We start from the raw sequence: 22,192 nt of genomic DNA, 5'->3' as shown, positions 1-22,192 counted from the left end.
AACCAGGAGCTCGGCGAACCCTTCCGCCGCGACGCAATGAAAAAACCCGTCGCCGTCGCAGGAATCTCGGCCGAAGACATGAAAGCTCAGGAAGCGTGATCAAAGGACGAGGCCAGAGCGTATGACAATGACACCAATTGAACTGTTGCGTCAGAACGCCCCGGCCTCGCGCCCTGTGATTTCTTTATGCGAAGGCAGTGATCCCCGCGTCGTTGCGGGGGCACTGGCCGCCCACCAGGCCGGACTGGCTGATGTCATTCTGGTCGGTCCACAAGCCGACGTCGAAGCCACCCTCAAGAACCAGAATGCCGCTCGCTCTGACGGCGTCATGGTTCACGACCCGGCAACCTCGGACCTGACCGAGGAATTTGCCCAAACCTATTTTGAACTGCGCCAACACAAGGGCGTCGATCCGGCCAAAGCCCGCGCCGCCGTTGAAACACCGCCAGTCTATGCCGCCATGCTGGTACGCAGCAGGCGGGCCACTGGAACCGTAGGTGGTGCCGTTCACACGACCGGAGACATTGTACGCGCGGCCATTCAGGTGATCGGCATGGCCCCAGATGCCGGAATGGTATCATCCTTTTTCCTGATGTACCCGCCGGAAAACGCTCAGCCCGGAGCGCGGGCGATGCTCTATTCGGACTGCGGCCTGGTCATCGATCCCAGCGCTGACGAGTTGAGCAAAATTGCCGTCGCCTCGGCCAGATCGGCGCGGGCACTGCTGCGGGTTGACCCCAAGATCGCCATGCTCAGCTTTTCGACCAAGGGCAGCGCAAAGCATCCCGATGTCGACAAGGTGATCGAGGCCACTGAAACACTGCGCCAAAGTTCCCCGGATCTCGAGGTCGACGGCGAGCTTCAGTTCGACGCGGCCTTCGTGCCCTCGGTCGGGGATCGCAAATCGCCCGGATCTTCGGTCGCCGGTCAGGCCAACGTGATGATATTTCCCAATCTCGACGCGGGCAATATCGGCTACAAGATCACGCAACGACTGGGGGGTTACACCGCGATCGGCCCGGTTTTGCAGGGGCTGGCCCGACCCGCCAACGATCTTTCCCGCGGATGCAGCGCCGAAGATGTGACCCAGATGATCGCCGTGACGGCACTGCAAGCTATCAGGGAATAAAACTCAGAACTCGCGTCGTTTCCAGAACGATGTTCTCAAATCGGAAGGAAAGTGACAAAGTCCTCCCGACACAACCGACAGGACCCGCCAATGACCCATCAGCAGCCGATCCTTGAAACGTCTCCGAAAGTTTCGGACGAGGTCCGCAAAACCACCTGTTATATGTGCGCCTGCCGCTGCGGCATCAACGTTCACATGAAAGACGGCAAAGTTGCCTATATCGAAGGAAACCGGGACCACCCGGTAAACAAGGGTGTGCTCTGCGCCAAAGGCTCTGCCGGGATCATGCAGGTCAACGCCCCTTCTCGCCTGCGCAAACCGCTGAAGCGTGTCGGCCCACGTGGCTCGGGTGAATTTCGCGAGATTGAGTGGGACGAGGCGCTCAGCACTGCTGTGGGCTGGCTGAACGAACTGCATGAAACCGCACCGCAGAAGCTGGCCTTTTTCACTGGCCGCGACCAGAGCCAAAGTTTCACCAGTTTCTGGGCCCAGAATTTCGGCACTCCGAACTACGCAGCCCACGGCGGCTTCTGCTCGGTCAATATGGCGGCCGGTGGCATTTACACGATGGGTGGCGCGTTTTGGGAGTTTGGACAACCCGACTGGGATCACACCAAACTGTTCATGCTGTTCGGCGTCGCCGAGGATCATGACAGCAACCCGATAAAAATGGGGATCGGCAAGATCAAGGCGCGCGGCGCACGGGTGATCGGAGTGAATCCGATCCGGTCGGGCTATAATGCTGTTGCCGACGACTGGGTCGGCATCACACCCGGAACAGACGGGCTGTTCATTTTGTCGCTGATCCACGTTCTGATGAAAGCCGGCAAGATCGATCTGGATTACCTGAGCCGCTATACCAATGCGCCGGTTCTGGTGAACGCAAGCGAGGGTGCGGAAAAGGGCCTGTTCCTGCGCGACGAGGACGGCAAGCCGCTGGTTATTGATCGCAAGACGGGCGAGCCAACCGCATTCGACAAGCCCGGCGTGCGCCCGGACCTGTCGGCGACCTATGACAAGGACGGTGTGACGCACCGCCCCGTTTTCCACCTGATGGCTGAAAAATACCTCAGCGACGAACACGCGCCCGAGACGGTGGCCGATCGCTGCGGCATCCCGGCCAAACGTATCCGGGCTATTGCCGCCGAAATCGCCAGGGTCGCTTTTGACGAAGCAATCGAACTGAATCAGGAATGGGTTGATTTTCGGGGTGAAAAGCACTCGAAGATGATTGGTCGTCCCGTAAGCTTCCATTCCATGCGGGGCGTATCAGCCCATGCCAACGGATTCCAGACCTGCCGCGCACTGCATGTGCTGCAGATCATGCTGGGAACAGTCGAGGTGCCGGGCGGTTTCCGCTTCAAGCCACCCTATCCCAAACCAGTCGAAGCACACCCGACGCCTCATGGCGACAGGCGTCCGGGACGTCCGCTGAACGGCCCGCATCTGGGCTTTCCACGTGGTCCCGAAGACCTGCTGCTGGACGACTGCGGCACGCCGCAACGCATTGACAAGGCATTCACCTGGGAAAACCCGATGTCCGTGCACGGGTTGATGCACATGGTGATTTCGAACGCTGCGGCTGGTGATCCCTACAAGATCGACACCCTGTTCATGTACATGGCGAATATGTCGTGGAACTCCTCCATGAACACCAAAGGTGTGATGGAGATGCTGACGGCCAAGACCGATGACGGCAATTACGTCATCCCGCGCATCATCTACTCCGACGCCTATTCTTCGGAAATGGTGGCGTATGCCGACCTGATCCTGCCCGACACCACCTATCTCGAGCGGCACGACTGTATCTCCCTGCTGGATCGCCCGATCTGCGAGGCCGGCGCCGCAGCAGACGCCATTCGCTGGCCGGTAGTCGAACCCGACCGAGACGTGCGCGGTTTCCAGTCGGTTCTGATCGAGCTGGCCAACCGCATGAGCCTGCCGGGTTTCACGAATGAAGACGGCAGCCCAAAGTGGAAAGACTACGCGGATTACATCGTAAACCACGAACGACGCCCCGGCATCGGCCCGCTGGCCGGCTTCCGGGGTCCAGACGGCGACAAGGAAGGCCGCGGAGAGGTCAATCCGGATCAGCTGAATCGGTATATCGAAAACGGCGGATTTTATGTGGCGCATATCCCGGAAGGCGCGGATTACTACAAACCGTGGAACACCGCCTATCAGGACTGGGCCGTCGGGATGGGCATCTATGACAGCCCTCAGCCCTATCTGTTCCAGCTCTATTCCGAACCGATGCGCCGGTTCCAGCTGGCTGCCGAAGGTCACGGAGACCGCCAGCCGCCCGAGCACCTGCGCCAGCGCATCAAGGACACCATGGATCCGCTGCCGATCTGGTACGAAACCGACCAGCAGGGCAATGAAGGCTTCACCGTCAACGCCCTGACCCAGCGCCCAATGGCCATGTATCACAGTTGGGGCACACAGAACGCGTGGCTGCGCCAGTTGCACGGGCAAAACCCGCTGTACGTCCCGACCAAACTGATGCGAGAACACAACCTGCAAGACGGCGACTGGGCAAAAGTCAGCTCCCCCCACGGTGAGATCACCGTGCCGGTGATGGAGATGGCCGCGCTGAATGACAACACGGTCTGGACATGGAACGCCATCGGCAAACGCAAGGGCGCCTGGGCCTTGCAGGACGACGCGCCAGAAGCGACCAAAGGTTTCCTGCTCAATCACCTGATTCACGAATTGCTGCCGTCCAAAGATGATGGAATGCGCTGGGCCAATTCGGACCCGATCACTGGTCAGGCGGCATGGTTCGACCTGAAGGTCAAAATCGAAAAAGCCGACGCACCTGCCGATGCGCAAAGCCAGCCGAATTTCGACCCGATCAAATCGCCTGTCGGAACCGGCCCTGAGAACCTGGTTTGGAAGGTGGGCAAATGACCCGGATCCACACTTCATCTGGCCAAAAATATCCCGGGGATGAATTGAGCCGCAGGCTCAAGAGGGGGCCGGCCCCCTCACCTGCCCTCCACAGCAGAGGTTCACTGACATGACCCAGCTACCAAACTCCACTGACCGCAAGATGGGCCTGGTCATCGACCTGGACACCTGTGTCGGCTGCCACGCCTGCGTTATTTCCTGCAAAGGCTGGAACACGGAAAATTACGGGGCCCCTCTTTCGGATCAGGACGCCTATGGTGCAAACCCTTCGGGCACCTTTCTCAACCGCGTGCATTCCTACGAAGTGCAACCTGCCGACGGGCATGCCCAGCTGATCCACTTCCCGAAGTCCTGCCTGCATTGCGAAGACGCGCCCTGTGTTACCGTTTGCCCCACCGGCGCCAGCTACAAACGGGTCGAGGATGGCATCGTCCTGGTCAATGAAAGCGATTGCATCGGATGCGGCCTGTGCGCCTGGTCCTGCCCCTACGGTGCGCGGGAACTGGATGTGGCCGAGGGCGTGATGAAGAAATGCACACTTTGCGTGGACCGCATCTACAACGAAAACCTCCCCGAGGTCGACCGTATCCCCTCCTGTGTTCGCACCTGCCCTGCGGGCGCAAGGCACTTTGGCGATCTGGGCGACCCTGACAGCGATGTCAGCCAGCTGGTTGCAGAACGGGGTGGCATGGACCTGATGCCGGAAATGGGCACCAAACCCGTCAATAAATACCTGCCCCCGCGCCCCAAGGACACCGTGGAAGACCAGATCGACATACTGGCCCCCCTGCTGGCCCCCATCGCTGACGAGCCCAAAGGGTTCCTCGGCTGGCTCGACAAGACGTTGGAGAAACTCTGATGCATCCCGCACCCTCCGTCATTCTGTTCACCACCCTGTCCGGTCTGGGATTTGGACTGCTGTTCTTTCTTGGCCTGGGGTTTCCGGCTGTCTCGGGTTGGGTGGCTTTTGTGTTCTTCGCCATTGCCTTTGGTCTGGCCGTCGGCGGGCTTTTGGCTTCGACCTTCCACCTGGGCCATCCGGAACGGGCCTTGAAGGCCTTCACTCAATGGAAAACCAGCTGGCTCAGCCGTGAAGGTTGGTGTGCCGTCCTCGCGCTGGTCATCATGGGGCTCTATGCGATTGGCGTGGTGTTTCTGGACCAACGCTGGGGTTTCCTGGGCTGGATCGGCGCAGGGTTGTCGCTGGCCACAGTGTTCACGACCTCGATGATCTACACGCAGCTCAAGACCATCCCACGCTGGAACATGAACCTGACACCTGCCATGTTTCTCAGCTTCAGCCTGGCCGGTGGCGCATTGCTGGCAGGTCAGACAAGCGCAGCTCTGCCGCTGCTGCTGATCGCGGCGCTGGTGCAGATACTGTACTGGCGCAAAGGGGATCAGGCGTTTGCGTCATCGGGAACGGATCTGGGAACAGCCACCGGGCTTGGCGCACGCGGATCCGTCCGCGCCTTTGAGCCGCCCCATACCGGCACCAATTATCTGCTTCGAGAATTCGTTCACGTCGTGGGTCGCAAACACGCCGAAAAACTGCGGCTGATCTCGTTCACTCTGGCATTCGTGCTGCCGGTTCTGCTGTTGTTGCTGCCGTTCAATCACGTCTTCGCCCTGCTGGCCGTGGCCTCGCATCTGGCAGGTGTTGCAACGTCGCGCTGGCTGTTCTTTGCGCAGGCCGAACATGTCGTGGGGCTGTATTACGGCAAACGCTGAGGGGGCTCTGCCCCCGCCGCGGCAAGCCGCGACTCCCCCGGGATATTTTTTGGCCAGATGAAGTCTGGATACATGGAAAAGAAAGGGCGGCGCTCAAGGTTCGAGGCCGCCCTTCGTCGTATTCTGAAATACCAGTCAGATCAGGCCGGCATGGGCCATTGCGGCCTCGATTGCATCCTTGGTGCTGTCTTCCAGCTCGGTCAGGGGTGAACGCACTTCGGTACTGCAAAGGCCCAGTTTGCTGAGTGCATATTTGGCACCGACAAGGCCCGGCTCGATGAAGATCGCCTCATGCAGCGGCATCAGTTTGTCCTGATACTCCAACGCTTGTGCGTAATCTCCGGCCAGCGTGGCCTGCTGGAATTCGGCGCAGAGCCTGGGGGCCACGTTTGCGGTGACCGAGATGCAGCCAACACCACCATGGGCGTTAAACCCAAGGGCCGTGGCGTCTTCGCCGGACAATTGGCAGAAATCTGCGCCGCAAGTTGCACGCTGCTGGCTGACACGGGCCAGATCGCCCGTTGCATCCTTGACCCCGACGATGGAAGGAAGCTTGGCCAGTTCGCCCATTGTGGCAGGTGTCATGTCAATGACTGAGCGGCCCGGAATGTTGTAGATGATAATCGGGATATCCGCGGCCGCATGCAGCGCCTCGAAATGCGCGATCAGGCCACGCTGAGTTGGTTTGTTGTAATACGGCGTGACGACCAGTGCCGCATCCGCTCCGACTTTTTCCGCGAACTGAACGAAGCGGACAGCTTCGACCGTGTTGTTCGACCCGGCACCGGCAATGACAGGAACGCGGCCCGCAGCGGTTTTAACAACCTCTTCGATCACCGTTTCATGCTCTTCGTGGCTGAGCGTCGGGCTTTCACCGGTTGTTCCCACAGGCACCAGCCCGGTCGAGCCTTCGGATATCTGCCAGTCCACCAATTGTTTGAGCGTCTTCAGGTCCAACTCGCCGTTGTTGAACGGGGTGACGAGGGCTGGCATCGAGCCTTTGAACATGACACGCTCCTTCAAGGTGCATTTTGCAGTTTTTACGCCGCGGTTCCTCACGTTTCCAGCTTTGTGAGTTGATCCCAGCGACGCACGGTTTATCCTCACAGGCTCTATCCTCGGTTGGTTGGGAAATGCAAGGGATGACACGCTTTCTGGCACTGTTGACTGCTGTGATTCTGTATTCGGTGACTGCGACGCATTCAGCACGGGCAGATGCTGCTGCTGATTTGCGCGCTGGACTTAACGAAATGCGCAAAGGCGACTGGAACGCAGCGTTGCGCGTATCCGGCCAGCGAGGTTCCGTATCGCGCGATATCATTGTCTGGCACTGGCTGCGCGAGGGCTTCGGCAGCTCTGGCGACGTTTTGGTGTTTCTCGAACGTCGCCCGGACTGGCCCGGGCTGGCATGGCTGCGCCGCAAGAGCGAGCCTGTTTTCACCGGTGCCGATCCAGACAGGGTTCTGAAATTCTATGCCGGCATTCCACCTCAGACGGCAGAGGGCGCCTTGAACTATGCCGTCGCCCTGAAATCCAAGGGACGCATCGGAGAGGCGGAGGCCGACATTGTGACCGCTTGGCGCACCATGCCAATGGGTTCGGGTCTGCAAAAAAGCTATCTGGAGAACTTTGCCAAACTTCTGAAACCGCATCACGCGGCGCGGCTGGACAGAATGCTTTGGGACGGTCATCTTGTAAGCGCCGGGCAGATGTTGCCTTTGGTCGGTCCGGACGAACGTAAACTGGCCGAAGCGCGCATAGCATTGCAGAAACGCCAACCCGGTGTGGACACCAAGGTGGCAGCAGTTCCCAAGTCTCTGGCGGATGCGCCCGGGCTGGCCTTCGATCGTTTTGTCTGGCGCGACAAGAAAGAACTGGATGACAGCGCCGTCGATCTGATGCTGGCACGCTCTACCGGGCCTGACGCCCTGGGTGAGCCTGACAAATGGGCGGAGGGACGGCGCCGTCTTGCACGGCTTGAGATGCGATCGGGCCGTGCGGCGCGCGCATATGACGTGGCCGCCAATCATCACATGACCCCCGAAATGGGTTATGGCTATGCCGATCTTGAATGGCTGGCCGGTTTTCTGGCGCTTCGCAAACTGAACGATCCTGCCACCGCCGTTCGCCACTTCCAGAACTTTTCGGACGCCGTGAAATCTCCGATCTCGAAAGGCCGTGGTGGCTATTGGCTTGGGCGCGCTTACGCGGCATTGGGTGACGCGGACAAGGCGTATGACGCCTATGCAATGGGGGCCGATTACCAGACCTCATTCTACGGTCTGTTGGCCGCAGAACGGATCGGGCGACCGTTTGATGCGGAACTGGCCAATCCGCGTCGCGCGCCGCATTGGCGGCAGGCGGAGTTTGCCGATTCCAGCGTTTTGGAGGCCGGATTGCTGTTGTTGAAAGCCGGAGAAGCAAACCTGTCCGAGCGGTTCCTGACCCATCTGGTCGAAAGCCTTGATCCAGTGCAGGCCAATCAATTGGGCGACCTGGTTATCGAACTGAAACAGCCGCATCTGGCCGTGATGATCGCCAAGCGGGCGGCGACCACGGGAACCGTTTTACCCGCAGCCTATTACCCGGTCCATCCAGTGGCAGATATGCGATTGCCGATGGCCAAGGAAATGACATTGGCCATCGCGCGTCGCGAAAGCGAGTTCGACCCGGTTGTCGTAAGCGGTGCGGGTGCACGCGGCTTGATGCAGGTAATGCCCGCCACGGCCAAGCTGGTTGCGGGCGAGCTGGGCATTCTCAGCGGCCATCAGACGGGACGATTGACCACAGACTGGCAATACAACGCAAAGCTTGGGGCCAACTATCTTTCTGGTCTGGCGGCCGATTTTAACGGCAACGTTGTGATGATGGCGGCGGGGTACAATGCAGGGCCAAGGCGCCCGATCTCGTGGATGGAACGCTATGGTGATCCACGCACAGGCGAGGTCGATATCGTCGACTGGATCGAGACGATCCCGTTCAGCGAAACGCGGAACTACGTGATGCGCGTGACCGAAAGCCTGCCGGTCTACCGTGCCCGCCTGGGGCAACCCGCCCTTCCGATTCCGTTCTCGCAGGAGCTGATCGGATCATCTCTGGCGGCGTTCGCGCCATAAGGTGAACAAACCTGCGGCTACGACGATGGTTGCGCCCGCCACGACTTCGGGGCGCAACGTTTCGCCAAAGATCGAAATACCCAGGATCGCGCTCCAAACCAGGTGGAAATATGCAAAGGGTTGAACCGCACTGGCTTCGGCCACTTCGTAGCACTTGATCAGCAACCAATGCCCGAACACCCCACTGACGCAAAGCAGCGCCATCCAGAGCCAGTCGTCGTGCGCCATCGGCTCCCAGAACCACATGCCAAACACGGTCATCGCCACGGCACCGGCGACACCGGTCCAAAAAAAGCTGGTCGCCGCGCTGTCCTGGCGGGCGACATATCGCGTCAAAAGACCATAGATCGCAAACAGCAATGCAGAAATCAAAGGTATGACAGCCCACGGGTTGAAGACCCCGGCGCCCGGTTGCAGGATGATCAGAACGCCGATGCAGCCGACACCGATCGCAGCCCATCGCCGCCATCCGACCTTTTCGCCCAGCACCGGCCCGCTCAGCGCGGCGACAAGCAAAGGATAACAGATGAAAACCGCCATACTGTCGATCAGGCCAAGGACCGTAAAGCCGAACACCGCAATGCAGATCTCGGCCGCCAGCAACAAGCCCCGCACGATCTGCAAACCCAACTGACTTGTCTTTGTGGCCGCCTTCAGCCCACCGGGGGCCCGCGCGGCCAGAGCGATGACAAAAGCCGCAAAGAACCAATAGCGGATCATGACCACCATGTAGGTGTTGTAGGTTCCGGCCAGATGGCGCGAGATACCGTCCTGCAACGCAAAGACAATTGTCGCTCCCACCATCAAAGCGATGCCCGCGCCGACATTGTTCTTCTGGGTCATGCTTTGTGTGCCCGTGTCATGTGCCGCTTGCGACCATAGCCAGGCGTGCGGGTTACCTTGAAACCGGCGCTTTCAAGTCCCCGGCGCACGAAACCCGCGGCCGTATACGTGGCCGCGGTACCGCCTTTGACAGTGTGGTTTGCCACGTCCTGCAACAGGTCCGCGCCCCACAATTCGGGGTTCTTGGCTGGTGAAAACCCGTCGAGAAACCAGGCATCGGCCGTTCCGTCCCAGTTCGGCAATGTCTTGCGTGCATCGCCGATCACCACCTCAAACCGAAGCGAATCCAACATACATGTGCGCCCTGTCCAATGCGCCAAAAACCGGCTGCTCCACGGATGCAATTCGGGAAAGGCCCCAAGCGCGCGCTGCATGTCGTCCGGTGCCATGGGAAAGGCTTCGAAACTGGTAAAGCGCAATGGCCCTTTGTGACCGGATGCCTCCCATTCCGACCAGGCGGTCAGCAGGTTCAGGCCGGTGCCGAAACCCAACTCGGCAATATGAAACCCCGGTGCAAACCGCGCAGGCAAATCATTTCCCGCCAGAAACACATGGCGCGTCTCTTCCAGCCCGTTCTGCAACGAGTAATATGGGTCGTCGAAGCGGTCCGAGACCGGTATCTGATCTTCGGTCCACGTCAATTCGGCGCGCTGGTCTGCCATTGGGGAATCCTGTAGCTAAGCGGCGCGACACTGAACAAGGAAAAGGGAATTGGCAATGGTCGATGTGACGGTTCGCGGCGCAGGAATTTTCGGCCTGTCCATCGCCTGGATATGTGCGCGCCGCGGTGCGAAAGTGCAGGTTGTCGATCCGTCCGGTCCCGGCGCCGGGTCCAGCGGAGGTCTGGTCGGCGCATTGGCCCCGCATGTGCCGGAAAACTGGAACGCCAAGAAAGCATTTCAGTTCGACAGTCTGATCATGGCTGAGCCATTCTGGCGACAGATCGAAGACACTGGCGGGGTTTCCCCCGGCTATGGCCAGCTGGGCCGCCTGCAGCCGATCCCGGACGCGCGTGGTCTGGAACTGGCCCGCCAGCGCGAAGGCACCGCAGATGAGCTTTGGCAAGGCCGGGCGGAATGGCGTGTCATCACCACGGCCCAAGCGGGTTCTTGGTGCCCACCCAGCCCCACAGGCTTTGTCATTCGCGATACGTTGACGGCACGAATGCACCCCCGGCGGGCCTGTGCCGCGCTGGTCGCAGCCCTGGAGGTCATGGGCGTTCACATTGTCAGTGAAGCCAGGGACAAGGGGCAGGTCATCCACGCCACGGGCCTTGCAGGATTGCAGGAACTGAACGACGCCTACGGCAAGACCGTCGGAAATGGTGTCAAAGGGCAGGCCGCCCTGTTGCGCTTCGACGCGGGGGAAGTGCCGCAACTATTCGCCGACGCGATTCACATTGTCCCGCATGCTGACGGAACACTTGCGATCGGATCGACCTCGGAACGGAATTATGAGAACCCGACCAGCACGGACGAAGCTCTGGACGACGTGATAGACCGCGCCACGCGCGTCCTGCCCCTGTTGCACGGGGCCGAGGTGATCGAACGCTGGGCTGGTGTGCGCCCGCGCAGCAAAAGCCGTGCGCCGATGTTGGGCGCCCATCCCCTGCATCAGGGGCAGTTCATCGCCAATGGCGGGTTCAAAATCGGTTTCGGCATGGCCCCCAAAATCGCCGAGGTCATGGCCGATCTTATGCTTGAAGATCGGGATACGATCCCTGATGAGTTCCGGCCCGAAGCCTCATTGTGACTGCGCGACGGCTTGCATGCATTGCCGCCCGTCAGGGCCGCGCACCCACATGTTTTCACCCCTCCGACACAACTGGGCAGTTTCGAAATGCATCAATGGCGAAGTCGCGCGGAACGAAAACGAGGCGAGCGGACCGATCAGGTCAACCGCGAAAAGCATCAGAAGCTGCGCCAGAAGCGGCCCGTGCACGACCAGCCCGCCATATCCTTCAACATCGCGCGCATAGTCCAGATCATAGTGAATACGGTGGCCATTGAAGGTCAGGGCCGAGTATCGAAACAACAACGTTGAATCGAACCCGACTTCGCGGGAATCGGTCTCATCAGTGCGCGCTCTGGGCGGTTGGGGCATTGCAGCATCCGGCGCAGGATCTTCGCGATAGACGAGATCCTGCCACTCTGTCACGCGCAACTGACCGTTCTGCCAGATCTCGTGCCGCAAAGTGACAAAGCCCAACGGGCCGGACCGCCCCACCTTGGCGCTTTGACTTTCAAGAACCGATTTCTTTTCGGCGGTGATCCCTGCGATCAGAGGAACGTGAAAGGTCAACCGCCCGCCGGCCCACATTCTGCGCGGCAATCCCATATCCGGGATCAGGCCCCCAACCTTGGGATGCCCATCCCGACCCAATTCGGCGGCCGGTTGCGGGGTCCAGAAATAAAGCTGATGGAAGAAGGGCGGCAATTCCGAACCACTGGCGATCGTTGCCACACCGCCCAGCGCCACCTGAAATGCCGCCGCGCGGGCCGGATCCAAGAGATCGGTCTGTCGCTCTTGCGTCATTTGCCTGAACCGCGATCAGAAACCGGCCTCGGCCCGGAGTTTCTGCATCAAGTCATGCAAAGACTTTTCGTACCGGTCCGAACGCAGCTTTCCCTGATCGTCGAATTCGTTCGAACTGTTCGCCAGATGGATTTCGGGCCCTTGCAGGATGCGCGGCTGAAATGGAACCATACAGGCCCGCAGGATCATCTGCGCCCGTTCCCCGCCTGCACGACCAGCGGCCGCCGACATTACCGCAACCGGTTTGTCGGCCCATGGATTGCCTTGCGTTCGGCTGACCCAGTCCAGCGCGTTTTTCAGAACGCCTGATGGACCCTTGTTGTACTCAGGTGTCGAAATGATCACCGCATCGGCCTGTGCGATCTGATTGGCCAGCGTATGAACCGCCTCGGGAATCCCTTCTCCGTCTTCCAGATCACCATCGTAGAGGGGCAGGTTCAAATCCGCTTCGACAAAGCTTGCCGGATCGAACAACCGTGCCGCCTCGCGCAGAAGCTTACGGTTGGTCGCGTTCTGGCGCAGGGAACCGGACAGGCCAAGAAGGGTCGGTTGAGACATCGGGAAAGCTCCGTTTCTGTGTTTCCCGCAAGTTAGACCGAGATCACCCCGATCCAAACCCCATTTGACGCACAGTCATTGCGCAAACCGAGCCGCCCATCGGGCGGCCCCGCTGTTCACGCCGCGCAGTGGTTACGCGTTCCCGCTGGGCACCACGACAATCTCGACACGCCGGTTTTGCGATTTTCCTTCGGGCGTCAGGTTGGACGCGACAGGGTTGTTTTCGCCCTGCCCGATCGTGCGAATGCGGTTGTAGCTGACACCATTGGCCTGAAGGATATCGGCCACGGCATTCGCGCGACGCTCTGACAGGCCCTGATTGTAGGTTGCGTCGCCGTCGCTGTCAGTGTGCCCGATGATCTGCACGTTCGAATTCGGGTAGTTGACCAGGTTCTGGCCCACTTTCACCAGGTCAGACCGTAACGCCGGGCGCACGGTCGAACTGTCGGTGTCAAAGGTGATGTCATTCGGGACCGTCACAATCAGGCGATCGCCTGCGTTGACGATTGTAATTCCGTCATTTGCCAGTTGTTGACGCAGCTCCGCAGCCTGCTTGTCCAGTTGATTGCCGATCACGCCGCCCCCAGCAGCACCGATTGCAGCACCGGCCAGCGCGCCCAAACCGGGGTTCGAATTATTGGCAATCGCCCCGATTCCAGCGCCGACCAGCCCACCCAGAACGGCGCCCTGTTTGGCGTTCTGGTTCGGGTCGTCTTGTACTGTCAGCGTGCCCGGGTCGGTACAGGCCGCCAACACAAGGGCTGAACACAAACCTGTGGCCACGAAAAACTTGGAAATCGTCATGATATCACCTTCTGCTCCAGCACCCGTTATTCGGGCGTGCTTCGTTTTCCTCAGTATATCACTGTGCAGGCTTGGCGGCTCAAGCAACAATGCGGTGAAGTCGGCGAATACCCGCCAAACACGTATTCAAACCGCTTCAACGAACGTTTCTGCATTCTGCTGTTCCTGCCAGAGCTCGCGCAACGACCTGCTTTGTCCTGAAAAGCTATCTTCGGTGCATTCACTGGACCAGATACGGTCGGTGCGGAAATGGCGAAACCCGTTACGCAATTCGCACCAGCCTGCCAGCATCGTGCATTCGATGTGATAGATCAGCGCCAAAGGGCGCACGACCCGAATCGTGCGTTCGCCTTCGCCATCTTCATAGGTGATACGGATTTTCCGCTCTGCCCTGATGGCTTCGCGGTAATGCGCGATCGAAACGCAACCCTTGTTTGGATCATCCGCCGGGGCACCCCATGGGGCAACCTGCAACCAATCCGCTGGGCAATGCAGCGCGTCGATCTTCTGGCATATCCGGCTGGCGGCCCTTTGCAGGTGACTGTCGCCGGTACGCGCAAGAAGAGACAGGCCGACCCACAAGGCTTCAACCTCTTCTGCATCGAAATTGAGCGGCGGCAGATCATAGCCGCGCCGCATCACGTACCCGATACCGGCCTCACCTTCGATGGGCGTCCGTTGCGCCTGCAACTCGCCAATATCCCGATAAACCGTGCGCACGGACACCTCCAACCTTGCGGCCAACGCCTCTGCCGTGACCGGAGCGCCCGCAGCCCGCAGGATCTGGATGATTTCAAACAATCGGGTCGAACGGCGCATTGCATCCTCCTGTCAACATGCTGACACCCTAGCACACCCCACTGACAAGAGGGTGTCAGGAGTGATGGGCCAGATTGGAATAGCATCGAAAGAAGGAGCACGAAAAATGCCTTACCTCGACACCCATGTCATGATGACACTCAGGCTGGGGCAATGGTCTCAGGACCATACTCTGCGCGCCTTCGAGATCGAGCGCGAAATCGCCATGGCCCGGCAGTGCAAGCAGCCCGTTTCACAGAAACGATCCAGACGATTTTCTTTGGGAAATCTGAAGATGCTCTGGACCAGCACGGCCTGAGATCAGAACTCGGGCCGGGCCCGAAACTTCATCGAAACCCCACCTTCCGGGTGTTTCAGACGCAGTTCTTCCGAATGCAGCATCAATCTGGGGAAGTCCAGCGCATCGCCCGTCGCATAGAATGGATCGCCCAGGATCGGGTGGCCCAGCGCCTGCATATGAACGCGAAGTTGATGAGACCGGCCCGTTTTGGGAAACAGACGCACACGCGTCGTATTGCCTTCGGTCTTCACGACACGCCAGTCCGTCACGGCAGGTTTGCCCGTCGTATGGCAAACCATCTGTCTGGGCCGGTTGGGCCAGTCCACGATCAGAGGCAAGTCCACGGTGCCGGTCTTAGGTTCCAGCTGCCCCCAGACACGGGCGACATAGGTTTTGCGGGTCTGACGCTGCTCGAATTGCATGCTCAGGTTGCGCTGCGCGTGCGGCGTCTGGGCAAAGACCATGACACCGGACGTGTCCCGGTCCAGCCGGTGCACCAGCAGTGCTTGTGGAAATGCATCCTGCACCCGGGTCAACAGACAATCTGACAGATTCGCGCCCCGCCCCGGAACCGAAAGCAGGCCCGATGGTTTGTTCACCACGATCAGCTGTGCATCTTCATGCAACACATCCAGTGGGGTTTGAGGGGGTTCATAGGTGTCGCTCATGCAGGGTGCCTATCGCAGCTCGTGACCTCCCGCAACGTCGTCCTTGCATGCCCGCCCATGTTCGGTGACCTTCTCTTCAAAAGCGGAGGAGATGCCATGCACCCGACAATTGAACGCATGCAAGAGGTTGTCGCAAAGGGCGATGAGGCCTTGATCCATCAGCTCCTGGCCGAAGATGTGCAGTTCCTGCCACCCACATACTACAGCACCTGGACAGGGCGCGCACCGGTCGCTGCCGTTCTGGGGCATGTCGGGCAGGTGTTTTCAGATTTTCGTTATCGGCGCGTCATGGGCGACGGGAAAGACTGGGCATTGGAGTTTCAATGCAAAGTCGGTGATCTGGATGGTATCGGCGTGGATCTTGTTACGTTGAACGACGATGGGTTGATCCAAGTTTTCGAGGTCGTCATGCGCCCTTACAAAACGGTAGGTGCCTTGCGCGATGCCATGATGGCGCGGGTCATGACAGACGCTCGTTTTCTGGAATTCAAAAACGCGCTGAGCTGACAATGCCTCGTTCACTGGCTGCCGATCAGATTTTGCGGGTTCCGTTGCTTCCGGTGCTTGCCGCGCAGGGCCTATCGGTACGCAGGAACGCGCAGTTGCTGCCGGAACCAACTGGCCCGCGCGAAGGCCGCACAGGGCGCGGGCCGCGTCTGCGGCTTCTGATCACCGGTGACAGTTCGGCAGCCGGAGTAGGCGCAGGCACGCAGGATCAGGCATTATCCGGCCATCTGGTCAACTGTCTGGCCGGGCACTATGCGGTCGAATGGCGGCTGGAAGCGACAACCGGGCACACCACCCAGGACACGATCGACCGTCTTTCGCAAATGGAAGGCGAATTCGATGCTGTCGTTACGGCACTCGGCGTCAATGATGTCACCCGGGCTGTGACACGCCAGCAATTTGCGCGCCGCCAGACCCGCCTTATCCGCTTGCTTTCAGAAAACCTGGGGACTCGTCGCATCGTCGTAACCGCAGTCCCGCAGATGAACAGGTTTCCGGCCCTGCCTCAGCCGCTGGCCTGGGTGCTTGGACGCCAGGCTGCGCGCCTGGATCAAGGGTTGCAAGAGGTTGCGGCTGCATTTCCGCATGTTCAACACCTGCCACTCGACCTGCCGGACGACCCGGCATTGGCTGCACCGGATGGCTATCATCCCAGCCCCCGGGCGTATGCGCTTTGGGCGGATGCAGCCGCGCGCCTGTTGCTTCAGGCCTGACCGCGAGCCTGCCGGATCATAGGGATCGAGTAAACGACCAGAGCCGCCCAGATCAGTGGGAATGCGATCATCCGGCCCGTGTCTATCTTCTCGCCGAACAGGGTTATCGCTGTAATGAAGATCATGGTCGGTGCGATGTATTGCAGGATGCCCATCGTGGACAGGCGCACCAGTTTGGCGCCGTTTGCATAGACCAACAACGGCACCGCCGTCACGACCCCTGCACAGGACAACAACAAGGTGTCCGACATCGCGACACCGAAATGACCAGTGCCCCGCACACCCAGAAAGGTGACATAGACCAGTGCCGGAATCAAAAGGATCAGGACCTCAAGCAGGAAACCCTGGTTCGGCCCAATCGGCAGCGAGCGCTTGAAGAACGCGTAGAATCCCCAACTGATCATCAACCCAAGAGCCGCCCAAGGCAACCGACCGGCTTCCACCACAAGTACCACCACACCCAGCGCGGCCAATCCGACCGCGAACAATTGTGTCCGTGTCAGGGGTTCCCTCAACAGGATTGCCCCCAGCGCGATACTGAACAGGGGGTTGATGTAATAACCCAACGCCGCATCCAGTGCGTTGCCCGTGGAAATGGCCCATACGTAAATCGCCCAGTTCACGGAAATAAGCGCTGCTGTCAAAGCGGCCATACCCAACATCTTCGGATTGCCAAGCGCGGCCTTCAGATCTCGGGTTCGGCCCAGGACAACCAGCAACAACCCGGCCACAGGCACTGACCAGATAACACGGTGCGCTACAACCTCAACCGCGCCCATATGATCCAGCGCTTTCATGTACAGAGGCAAGAACCCCCACAGGACATAGGCCGTGACTGCCAGCGCAAGCCCCTTTGGTGTGTCCGTGTTCTGTGAAGGTAGAAGCGTGTCTGCCACATCGGGTCTCCGGTTGATACCGGTTCGGTTTAAGGCAGAAATGAACGGGTTGAAAACTCTGAAAACAGTGAAGTGTCACATAACAATGTTTGATGAGTTGTCAAACCACGCTTTTTAGGTCAGGTCTGAAATGCGAGGCTCTGCCTCGCGCTCCGGGATATTTGTGGCCAGATGAACAAGGGACCCGCTCTTCATCTGGCCACAAATATCCCGGGGGAGTCGCCGAAGGCGGCGGGGGCAGCGCCCCCACCAAACCCCGTGGTCACACCTTCACCCGTTCGGATTTCGGGTCATACATCGGCTTGAGCGACGCCTCGGCCCGAACTTTCGTGCCACACACGTCGATTTCGTAGGTCGAGGCCAGAACGTCTGCGGCCTTCTCCCCTTCGCAGGGCACGTAACCCAAACCGATGGCGCCTCCCAGCGTGTGGCCATAGTTGCCCGAGCTGAGATAGCCCACATACTCGCCATCGCGGATGATCGGTTCATTGTGGAACAGCAGCGGCTCGGGATCGGTCAGGCGGAATTGAACCAGGCGCGATTTCGGCCCGCTTTCCTTGCGCGCGATCACCGCCTCGCGGCCGATGAAGTCGCAGCCCTTGTCCACCTTGACGGCAAAGCCCAGCCCCGCATCCACTACGTGATCCTCGCAGGTGATGTCATGGCCGAAATGGCGGAAACCTTTTTCGATCCGGCAGCTGTCCATCATGTGCATGCCACAGAGTTTCAGCCCTATGTCCTGCCCCGCATCGTGCAGCGTTTCAAAGACGTGGCCCGCCATGTCGGAAGAGACATAGATCTCCCATCCAAGCTCGCCCACATAGGTGACACGGTGGGCGCGGGCGAGGCCCATGCCGATCTCGATTTCCTGCGCGGTGCCGAAGGGGTTTGCCGCGTTGGTGAAATCGTTTGGCGAAACCTTTTCCAGCAAGGCCCGCGCATTCGGACCCATCACCGCCAGAACGCCTTCACCCGCCGTGACATCGGTGATGACCACGTTGAAATCGCCCGAATGACGCATCATCCAGGTCTGGTCCGCCAGGCGCGTCGCCGCCGGGGTGACCACCAGATAGGCGGTCTCGGAAAGGCGGGTGACGGTGACATCTGCCTCGATCCCGCCGGAACGGTTCAGAAACTGCGTGTAGACGATCTTGCCATTGGGCACGGCATAGTCGCCGCCACCGACATAGTTCATGAACTTCTCGGCATCGGGGCCCTCGACCCGGATCTTGCCGAAGGAGGACATGTCGTACATGCCCACGTTTTCGCGCACAGCGTGGTGTTCAGCGGTCGAGTTCTCGAACCAGTTCTGACGCTTCCAACTGTAGTTGTATTCGCGTTCCTGCCCTTCGTTGGCGAACCAATTGGCGCGCTCCCACCCGGCCAGTTCACCGAACACGGCACCGTGTTCATTCAGGTGGTGGTGGAATGGCGTCCGGCGCACGCCGCGCGCGGTGGCTTTCTGGCGATAGGGGTAGTGGTCGGCATAGAGCAGGCCCAGCGTCTCCTTGGACCGTTCGAAAAGATACTGCTTGTTGCCCTGGAAGGGCTGCATCCGGCTGATGTCCACATCGCCCAGGTCAAAGGGTTTTTCGCCTGTGTCCATCCATTCGGCCAGCGCCATGCCCGCGCCGCCCGCCGACTGGATCCCGATCGAGTTGAAGCCGGCGGCGACCCAGACGTTGTCCATCTCGGGCGCAAGGCCAAGGTGATAGGCGTCGTCGGGCGTGAAGCTTTCGGGCCCGTTGAAGAAGGTGTGGATGCCCGCCTCGGCCAGCATCGGCATGCGGTTGCAGGCGGCTTCGAGGATCGGTTCGAAATGGTCGAAATCCTCGGGCAGCTGATCGAACTCGAAACTGTCTGGGATGCCCTCCATCGCCCAGGGCTTGGCGTTGGGCTCGAAGGCGCCCAGCAGGATTTTCCCGGCGTCCTCCTTGTAGTAGGCGCATTCATCCGGCACCCGCAGCACCGGCAGCTGCGTCAGGCCGTCGATGTTCTCGGTCACGATGTAGAAATGTTCGCAGGCGTGCAGCGGGACGTTGACGCCCACCATTCGGCCAACTTCGTGCCCCCACATGCCGGCGCAGTTGACCACTATGTCACACTCGATATGGCCCGAGGCGCTGCCGTCATCGGCCACCCAGTCCACGCCGGTCACGCTGCGGCCCTGTTTGACGATATCGGTAACCTTTACCCGTTCCTTGACGATGGCGCCGCGCTGGCGGGCGCCCTTGGCCAGAGCCAGCGCGATGTTGGCCGGATCACCCTGCCCGTCCAGCGGCAGATAAACTGCACCCTTGACGCCCTCGAGATTGATATGCGGATACAGTTCCTGCACGCGCTCATTCGAGATTTCTTCGACCTCGACGCCAAACGCCCGCGCCATCGCAGCCTGACGATAGATTTCCTCTTTGCGTTCCTCGGTCAGCGCCACGGTGATCGACCCGCAGCGCTTGAAGCCCGTGGCGACACCGGTTTCCTCTTCGAGTGAGCCATACAGCTCCTGACTGTACTTCGCCAGCTTGGTCATGTTTGCGGTGGCGCGCAGCTGTGCGATCAGACCCGCTGCATGCCAGGTGGTGCCACTTGTCAGCTGCTTTCGTTCAAGCAACACGACGTCTTTCCAACCCTTCTTGGTCAAATGATAAGCGACCGAGCATCCGATGACGCCACCGCCGATGATGACCGCTCGGGCCTTGCTGGGAAGATCAACCATCCTGAAATCTCCGCTGTGTCAGGTTTGGCATAGGTTGCCACGGAAGATCGACAACAAATGCACCAAAAGCGTCACGAAATCCGCAGTTTTCACCGATGTGATGCCGCTCGCTTTTGCCGACGTACGACAAAGGGCGTGACCCCGAAGAAGCTTTTGTAAACAGACGAAAACCCGTTCGGAAAACCACAGGCCAAACCAATTTCGCGTACGCTCATCGTGGTGTTCAGCAACAGGTTATTTGCCTTGGCCAGTCGCATTTCCCGGTAGAATCCGTTGGGAGTGGTTCCAAAAAAGGTTTTGAACTTACGCTCGAGGGACCGGTTCGACAGGTGCAGCGATTCGACGATCTGATTGATCGGCAGGGGGTCTTCGATATTGGCCTGCATAAGCTTTATGCACTGATCCAGCTTCGAATCGCCTGTCGCCGTCAATTTGGCGCCCGAGAATGGCTGCATCGAAGCGAAATCGCGGATATTCTCATGCAGCATGATGTCGGCCACGGTCATCTTCGCAGGCCCCGAGATATGGCGCCCGATCACCGCCAAGGCGATATCCGTCGTGGCCTCCATCCCGGCACATGTCACAACCGCGCCCTGTTCGGTTGCAATCGACAGTTTGGCTTCGAACCGGGCGCCGCGTTCCCGCAGAAACGATGCGTTTTCCCAATGGGTTGCCAGGTCGGCCGTTCCCTGCTCGTCGATATAGCGGCTGGCGGCTTCGGCCAGCAGGAACACCTTGGCGTCCCGGAAGGTATAGTCCGACACCACCCGCCCCAACGACAAATCCGGATGGTCCGGGTCTGAATTGCCAATTACGAACAGGTAATCCGCCCTTGGCTGTGACGGCACTGCTTCTGTTTGAACCACGGCGTCACTGCTGCTGGCAATCGGGCCACCTTTGAGCGAGCGATAGGTGAAGGTGAACGGAGGGCTTGGGCATACGCGGTTGGCCAGCCTCAATACCTCTACCAACGACGCCAGCTCCAACAGCACGAAACCCGGCGCGACAAGGATGTCGAAATGCCGGATGGCCTGTTTTGGAGCGTCCGAAGTAGATTTTGCCGCCATTTTCTTCAAACGATGTTATGACCGGCGGCCCGCAACCGGTTCGCCAGTTCTTCGATATGATCCGGCCCGATTTCGCAGCATCCGCCAACAATCGTTGCCCCCTGATCGATCCACCGCATCACCTGATCCGCATAAGCCCCGGCGCCAAGGTCATGCCGTTCTTGCAGAGCATCCACGGTCGGCGCGTCCCGAAGGAAATCATCCGAAATATGCGTGAAGCCATTGGCGTAGGCCCCATAGGGCCGACCCATGCCGGACAGAACCTCGAGCGCTGCCGGGATTGCCTCGGGGCACGAACAATTGATCAAAACGGCATTGGGTGAAAACTCTTCCACCAACGGAGCAATGTCCGCCAACGGTTCGCCGGACCTGAGAAGGCTGCCATCGTCATCATTGACTGACAGGGACAGCCAAACCGGTTTTTCGCATCCGACCGTGCCACGCAATGCGCCCTCGGCCTCTTGCACCGAGGACACGGTCTCGATCAAAAACAGATCGACCCGCGCGGCCATCATGGCCACAAGTTCGGCGAACTTTTCAGCCGCATCCGCAGGGTCTGGGTTAAGGTCGGGGCGATATGAAGCGAGCAATGGCCCCAGTGCACCCGCAATCCGCCCCCCGGTTGCCGCGCGGGCACGTTCGGCCTGTGTCAGGGCAGTGTCGATCAGTGTGGGCATCTGATCCTCCATCCCCACCCGCACCAAACGAGAGCGATGCACGGCATAAGTATTGGTTGTCGCAACCGTCGCACCCCGGCTGAAATAGTCGCGGTGCACTTCCGCGACCAAATCGGGGTGATCGATCATCACGCGCGTCGACCACAGCGGTGTCGCCTGATCGCCACTGCGTTTTACCAGTTCCTGCCCGATAGAGCCGTCCAAAAGAGTGATATCTGCCATG

21 protein-coding genes are annotated in these 22,192 nt (G+C 59.7%); 9 read left to right on the top strand and 12 right to left on the bottom strand.

Translation table 11 applies throughout. From position 1 onward, the window contains the following. Nucleotides 1–121: 121 nt before the first annotated feature. The 4 genes from pta to ACR0A2_RS19770 all read left to right on the top strand — a co-directional run bounded on the left by pta (nt 122) and on the right by ACR0A2_RS19770 (nt 5,770). Nucleotides 122–1,129: a phosphate acetyltransferase gene (gene pta, locus ACR0A2_RS19785; RefSeq protein ID WP_480447417.1), complete on the top strand. Its 1,008-nt coding sequence runs from the start codon at nt 122–124 to the stop codon at nt 1,127–1,129. A 90-nt stretch (nt 1,130–1,219) separates the two neighbouring features. Then, a complete protein-coding gene (locus ACR0A2_RS19780; protein WP_480836819.1) occupies nt 1,220–4,039 on the top strand; it encodes a molybdopterin oxidoreductase family protein in 2,820 nt (939 codons plus the stop codon). A 109-nt stretch (nt 4,040–4,148) separates the two neighbouring features. Then, on the top strand, nt 4,149–4,898 hold the full coding sequence (locus ACR0A2_RS19775; protein WP_171172200.1) for a 4Fe-4S dicluster domain-containing protein: 750 nt from the start codon (nt 4,149–4,151) through the stop codon (nt 4,896–4,898). Then, nucleotides 4,898–5,770 carry a dimethyl sulfoxide reductase anchor subunit family protein gene (locus ACR0A2_RS19770; RefSeq protein ID WP_480447415.1) on the top strand — a complete coding sequence of 291 codons (873 nt, stop codon included), beginning with the start codon at nt 4,898–4,900 and terminating at the stop codon, nt 5,768–5,770. The genes ACR0A2_RS19775 and ACR0A2_RS19770 overlap by 1 nt, the downstream gene beginning before the upstream one ends. A 135-nt stretch (nt 5,771–5,905) precedes the next feature. Here ACR0A2_RS19770 and dapA read toward each other — a convergent pair whose 3' ends face one another. Then, nucleotides 5,906–6,778 carry a 4-hydroxy-tetrahydrodipicolinate synthase gene (dapA, locus tag ACR0A2_RS19765; RefSeq protein ID WP_480836817.1) on the bottom strand — a complete coding sequence of 291 codons (873 nt, stop codon included), beginning with the start codon at nt 6,776–6,778 and terminating at the stop codon, nt 5,906–5,908. 134 nt (nt 6,779–6,912) lie between these two features. Here dapA and ACR0A2_RS19760 point away from each other — a divergent pair, with 134 nt between their 5' ends. Further along, a complete protein-coding gene (locus ACR0A2_RS19760; protein ID WP_480836815.1) occupies nt 6,913–8,886 on the top strand; it encodes a lytic transglycosylase domain-containing protein in 1,974 nt (657 codons plus the stop codon). On the opposite strand, the gene ACR0A2_RS19755 is transcribed toward ACR0A2_RS19760, so the two are convergent. Together ACR0A2_RS19755 and mnmC2 are read right to left on the bottom strand one after the other, a co-directional pair. Further along, a complete protein-coding gene (locus ACR0A2_RS19755) occupies nt 8,860–9,729 on the bottom strand; it encodes a DMT family transporter (protein WP_171617232.1) in 870 nt (289 codons plus the stop codon). The two genes, ACR0A2_RS19760 and ACR0A2_RS19755, sit on opposite strands and share 27 nt — an antisense overlap. After that, entirely contained in the window at nt 9,726–10,391 is a 666-nt protein-coding gene (mnmC2, locus tag ACR0A2_RS19750; RefSeq protein WP_480836813.1) for a tRNA (5-methylaminomethyl-2-thiouridine)(34)-methyltransferase MnmC2, read from the bottom strand. Before mnmC2 ends, ACR0A2_RS19755 begins: the two co-directional genes overlap by 4 nt. Before the next feature lie 55 nt (nt 10,392–10,446). Here mnmC2 and ACR0A2_RS19745 point away from each other — a divergent pair, with 55 nt between their 5' ends. Continuing rightward, nucleotides 10,447–11,481, top strand: a complete 1,035-nt coding sequence (locus ACR0A2_RS19745) for an NAD(P)/FAD-dependent oxidoreductase (RefSeq protein WP_480836811.1) — start codon at nt 10,447–10,449, stop codon at nt 11,479–11,481. On the opposite strand, the gene ACR0A2_RS19740 is transcribed toward ACR0A2_RS19745, so the two are convergent. The 4 genes from ACR0A2_RS19740 to ACR0A2_RS19725 form a co-directional block, all read right to left on the bottom strand. Next, entirely contained in the window at nt 11,473–12,264 is a 792-nt protein-coding gene (locus ACR0A2_RS19740; protein ID WP_171642198.1) for an HTD2 family dehydratase, read from the bottom strand. The genes ACR0A2_RS19745 and ACR0A2_RS19740 overlap by 9 nt on opposite strands. A gap of 15 nt (nt 12,265–12,279) precedes the next feature. Further along, nucleotides 12,280–12,822, bottom strand: a complete 543-nt coding sequence (locus tag ACR0A2_RS19735) for an NADPH-dependent FMN reductase (protein ID WP_171119885.1) — start codon at nt 12,820–12,822, stop codon at nt 12,280–12,282. A gap of 132 nt (nt 12,823–12,954) precedes the next feature. Next, nucleotides 12,955–13,626 (bottom strand): YiaD family glycine zipper/OmpA-like lipoprotein, encoded by a 672-nt coding sequence (locus ACR0A2_RS19730; protein ID WP_152459228.1) that lies wholly within the window; start codon nt 13,624–13,626, stop codon nt 12,955–12,957. Nucleotides 13,627–13,752: 126 nt separating this feature from the next. After that, the gene (locus tag ACR0A2_RS19725) at nt 13,753–14,445 is read right to left on the bottom strand and encodes a helix-turn-helix transcriptional regulator (RefSeq protein ID WP_480447408.1); all 693 of its coding nucleotides are present in this window, start codon (nt 14,443–14,445) and stop codon (nt 13,753–13,755) included. 106 nt (nt 14,446–14,551) lie between these two features. Here ACR0A2_RS19725 and ACR0A2_RS19720 point away from each other — a divergent pair, with 106 nt between their 5' ends. Beyond that, nucleotides 14,552–14,743, top strand: a complete 192-nt coding sequence (locus ACR0A2_RS19720) for a hypothetical protein (RefSeq protein ID WP_480447407.1) — start codon at nt 14,552–14,554, stop codon at nt 14,741–14,743. 2 nt (nt 14,744–14,745) lie between these two features. Here the strand turns inward: ACR0A2_RS19720 and ACR0A2_RS19715 are convergent, their stop codons facing one another. Then, entirely contained in the window at nt 14,746–15,393 is a 648-nt protein-coding gene (locus ACR0A2_RS19715; protein ID WP_210093811.1) for an RluA family pseudouridine synthase, read from the bottom strand. A 96-nt stretch (nt 15,394–15,489) separates the two neighbouring features. Between ACR0A2_RS19715 and ACR0A2_RS19710 the strand changes: the two genes are divergently transcribed. Further along, nucleotides 15,490–15,900 carry a nuclear transport factor 2 family protein gene (locus ACR0A2_RS19710; RefSeq protein ID WP_152459232.1) on the top strand — a complete coding sequence of 137 codons (411 nt, stop codon included), beginning with the start codon at nt 15,490–15,492 and terminating at the stop codon, nt 15,898–15,900. 2 nt (nt 15,901–15,902) lie between these two features. Next, nucleotides 15,903–16,613 (top strand): SGNH/GDSL hydrolase family protein, encoded by a 711-nt coding sequence (locus ACR0A2_RS19705; RefSeq protein WP_480447404.1) that lies wholly within the window; start codon nt 15,903–15,905, stop codon nt 16,611–16,613. Here the strand turns inward: ACR0A2_RS19705 and rarD are convergent. From rarD to ACR0A2_RS19685, 4 genes are all read right to left on the bottom strand, one after another. Next, nucleotides 16,604–17,509: an EamA family transporter RarD gene (gene rarD, locus ACR0A2_RS19700; RefSeq protein WP_171119891.1), complete on the bottom strand. Its 906-nt coding sequence runs from the start codon at nt 17,507–17,509 to the stop codon at nt 16,604–16,606. The genes ACR0A2_RS19705 and rarD overlap by 10 nt on opposite strands. Nucleotides 17,510–17,771: 262 nt before the next feature. Next, nucleotides 17,772–20,225: a GcvT family protein gene (locus tag ACR0A2_RS19695; RefSeq protein WP_480836806.1), complete on the bottom strand. Its 2,454-nt coding sequence runs from the start codon at nt 20,223–20,225 to the stop codon at nt 17,772–17,774. Nucleotides 20,226–20,314: 89 nt separating this feature from the next. Further along, nucleotides 20,315–21,292, bottom strand: a complete 978-nt coding sequence (locus tag ACR0A2_RS19690) for a GlxA family transcriptional regulator (RefSeq protein WP_152459236.1) — start codon at nt 21,290–21,292, stop codon at nt 20,315–20,317. A 5-nt stretch (nt 21,293–21,297) separates the two neighbouring features. Next, nucleotides 21,298–22,191 carry a homocysteine S-methyltransferase family protein gene (locus ACR0A2_RS19685; protein WP_480836804.1) on the bottom strand — a complete coding sequence of 298 codons (894 nt, stop codon included), beginning with the start codon at nt 22,189–22,191 and terminating at the stop codon, nt 21,298–21,300. Nucleotide 22,192 lies beyond the last annotated feature (1 nt).

The organism is Ruegeria sp. H8 (assembly GCF_056532905.1).
The sequence above is the reverse complement of the archived record's forward strand: the minus strand, read 5'-3'. Positions and strand labels throughout refer to the sequence as shown.

Excerpts from the sequence above, each read along its gene's own strand:
- pta (WP_480447417.1), top strand. The coding sequence starts at position 122 with ATGACAATGACACCAATTGAACTGTTGCGTCAGAACGCCCCGGCCTCG.
- ACR0A2_RS19780 (WP_480836819.1), top strand. The coding sequence starts at position 1,220 with ATGACCCATCAGCAGCCGATCCTTGAAACGTCTCCGAAAGTTTCGGAC.
- ACR0A2_RS19775 (WP_171172200.1), top strand. The coding sequence starts at position 4,149 with ATGACCCAGCTACCAAACTCCACTGACCGCAAGATGGGCCTGGTCATC.
- ACR0A2_RS19770 (WP_480447415.1), top strand. The coding sequence starts at position 4,898 with ATGCATCCCGCACCCTCCGTCATTCTGTTCACCACCCTGTCCGGTCTG.
- dapA (WP_480836817.1), bottom strand. The coding sequence starts at position 6,778 with ATGTTCAAAGGCTCGATGCCAGCCCTCGTCACCCCGTTCAACAACGGC.
- ACR0A2_RS19760 (WP_480836815.1), top strand. The coding sequence starts at position 6,913 with ATGACACGCTTTCTGGCACTGTTGACTGCTGTGATTCTGTATTCGGTG.
- ACR0A2_RS19755 (WP_171617232.1), bottom strand. The coding sequence starts at position 9,729 with ATGACCCAGAAGAACAATGTCGGCGCGGGCATCGCTTTGATGGTGGGA.
- mnmC2 (WP_480836813.1), bottom strand. The coding sequence starts at position 10,391 with ATGGCAGACCAGCGCGCCGAATTGACGTGGACCGAAGATCAGATACCG.
- ACR0A2_RS19745 (WP_480836811.1), top strand. The coding sequence starts at position 10,447 with ATGGTCGATGTGACGGTTCGCGGCGCAGGAATTTTCGGCCTGTCCATC.
- ACR0A2_RS19740 (WP_171642198.1), bottom strand. The coding sequence starts at position 12,264 with ATGACGCAAGAGCGACAGACCGATCTCTTGGATCCGGCCCGCGCGGCG.
- ACR0A2_RS19735 (WP_171119885.1), bottom strand. The coding sequence starts at position 12,822 with ATGTCTCAACCGACCCTTCTTGGCCTGTCCGGTTCCCTGCGCCAGAAC.
- ACR0A2_RS19730 (WP_152459228.1), bottom strand. The coding sequence starts at position 13,626 with ATGACGATTTCCAAGTTTTTCGTGGCCACAGGTTTGTGTTCAGCCCTT.
- ACR0A2_RS19725 (WP_480447408.1), bottom strand. The coding sequence starts at position 14,445 with ATGCGCCGTTCGACCCGATTGTTTGAAATCATCCAGATCCTGCGGGCT.
- ACR0A2_RS19720 (WP_480447407.1), top strand. The coding sequence starts at position 14,552 with ATGCCTTACCTCGACACCCATGTCATGATGACACTCAGGCTGGGGCAA.
- ACR0A2_RS19715 (WP_210093811.1), bottom strand. The coding sequence starts at position 15,393 with ATGAGCGACACCTATGAACCCCCTCAAACCCCACTGGATGTGTTGCAT.
- ACR0A2_RS19710 (WP_152459232.1), top strand. The coding sequence starts at position 15,490 with ATGCACCCGACAATTGAACGCATGCAAGAGGTTGTCGCAAAGGGCGAT.
- ACR0A2_RS19705 (WP_480447404.1), top strand. The coding sequence starts at position 15,903 with ATGCCTCGTTCACTGGCTGCCGATCAGATTTTGCGGGTTCCGTTGCTT.
- ACR0A2_RS19695 (WP_480836806.1), bottom strand. The coding sequence starts at position 20,225 with ATGGTTGATCTTCCCAGCAAGGCCCGAGCGGTCATCATCGGCGGTGGC.
- ACR0A2_RS19690 (WP_152459236.1), bottom strand. The coding sequence starts at position 21,292 with ATGGCGGCAAAATCTACTTCGGACGCTCCAAAACAGGCCATCCGGCAT.
- ACR0A2_RS19685 (WP_480836804.1), bottom strand. The coding sequence starts at position 22,191 with ATGGCAGATATCACTCTTTTGGACGGCTCTATCGGGCAGGAACTGGTA.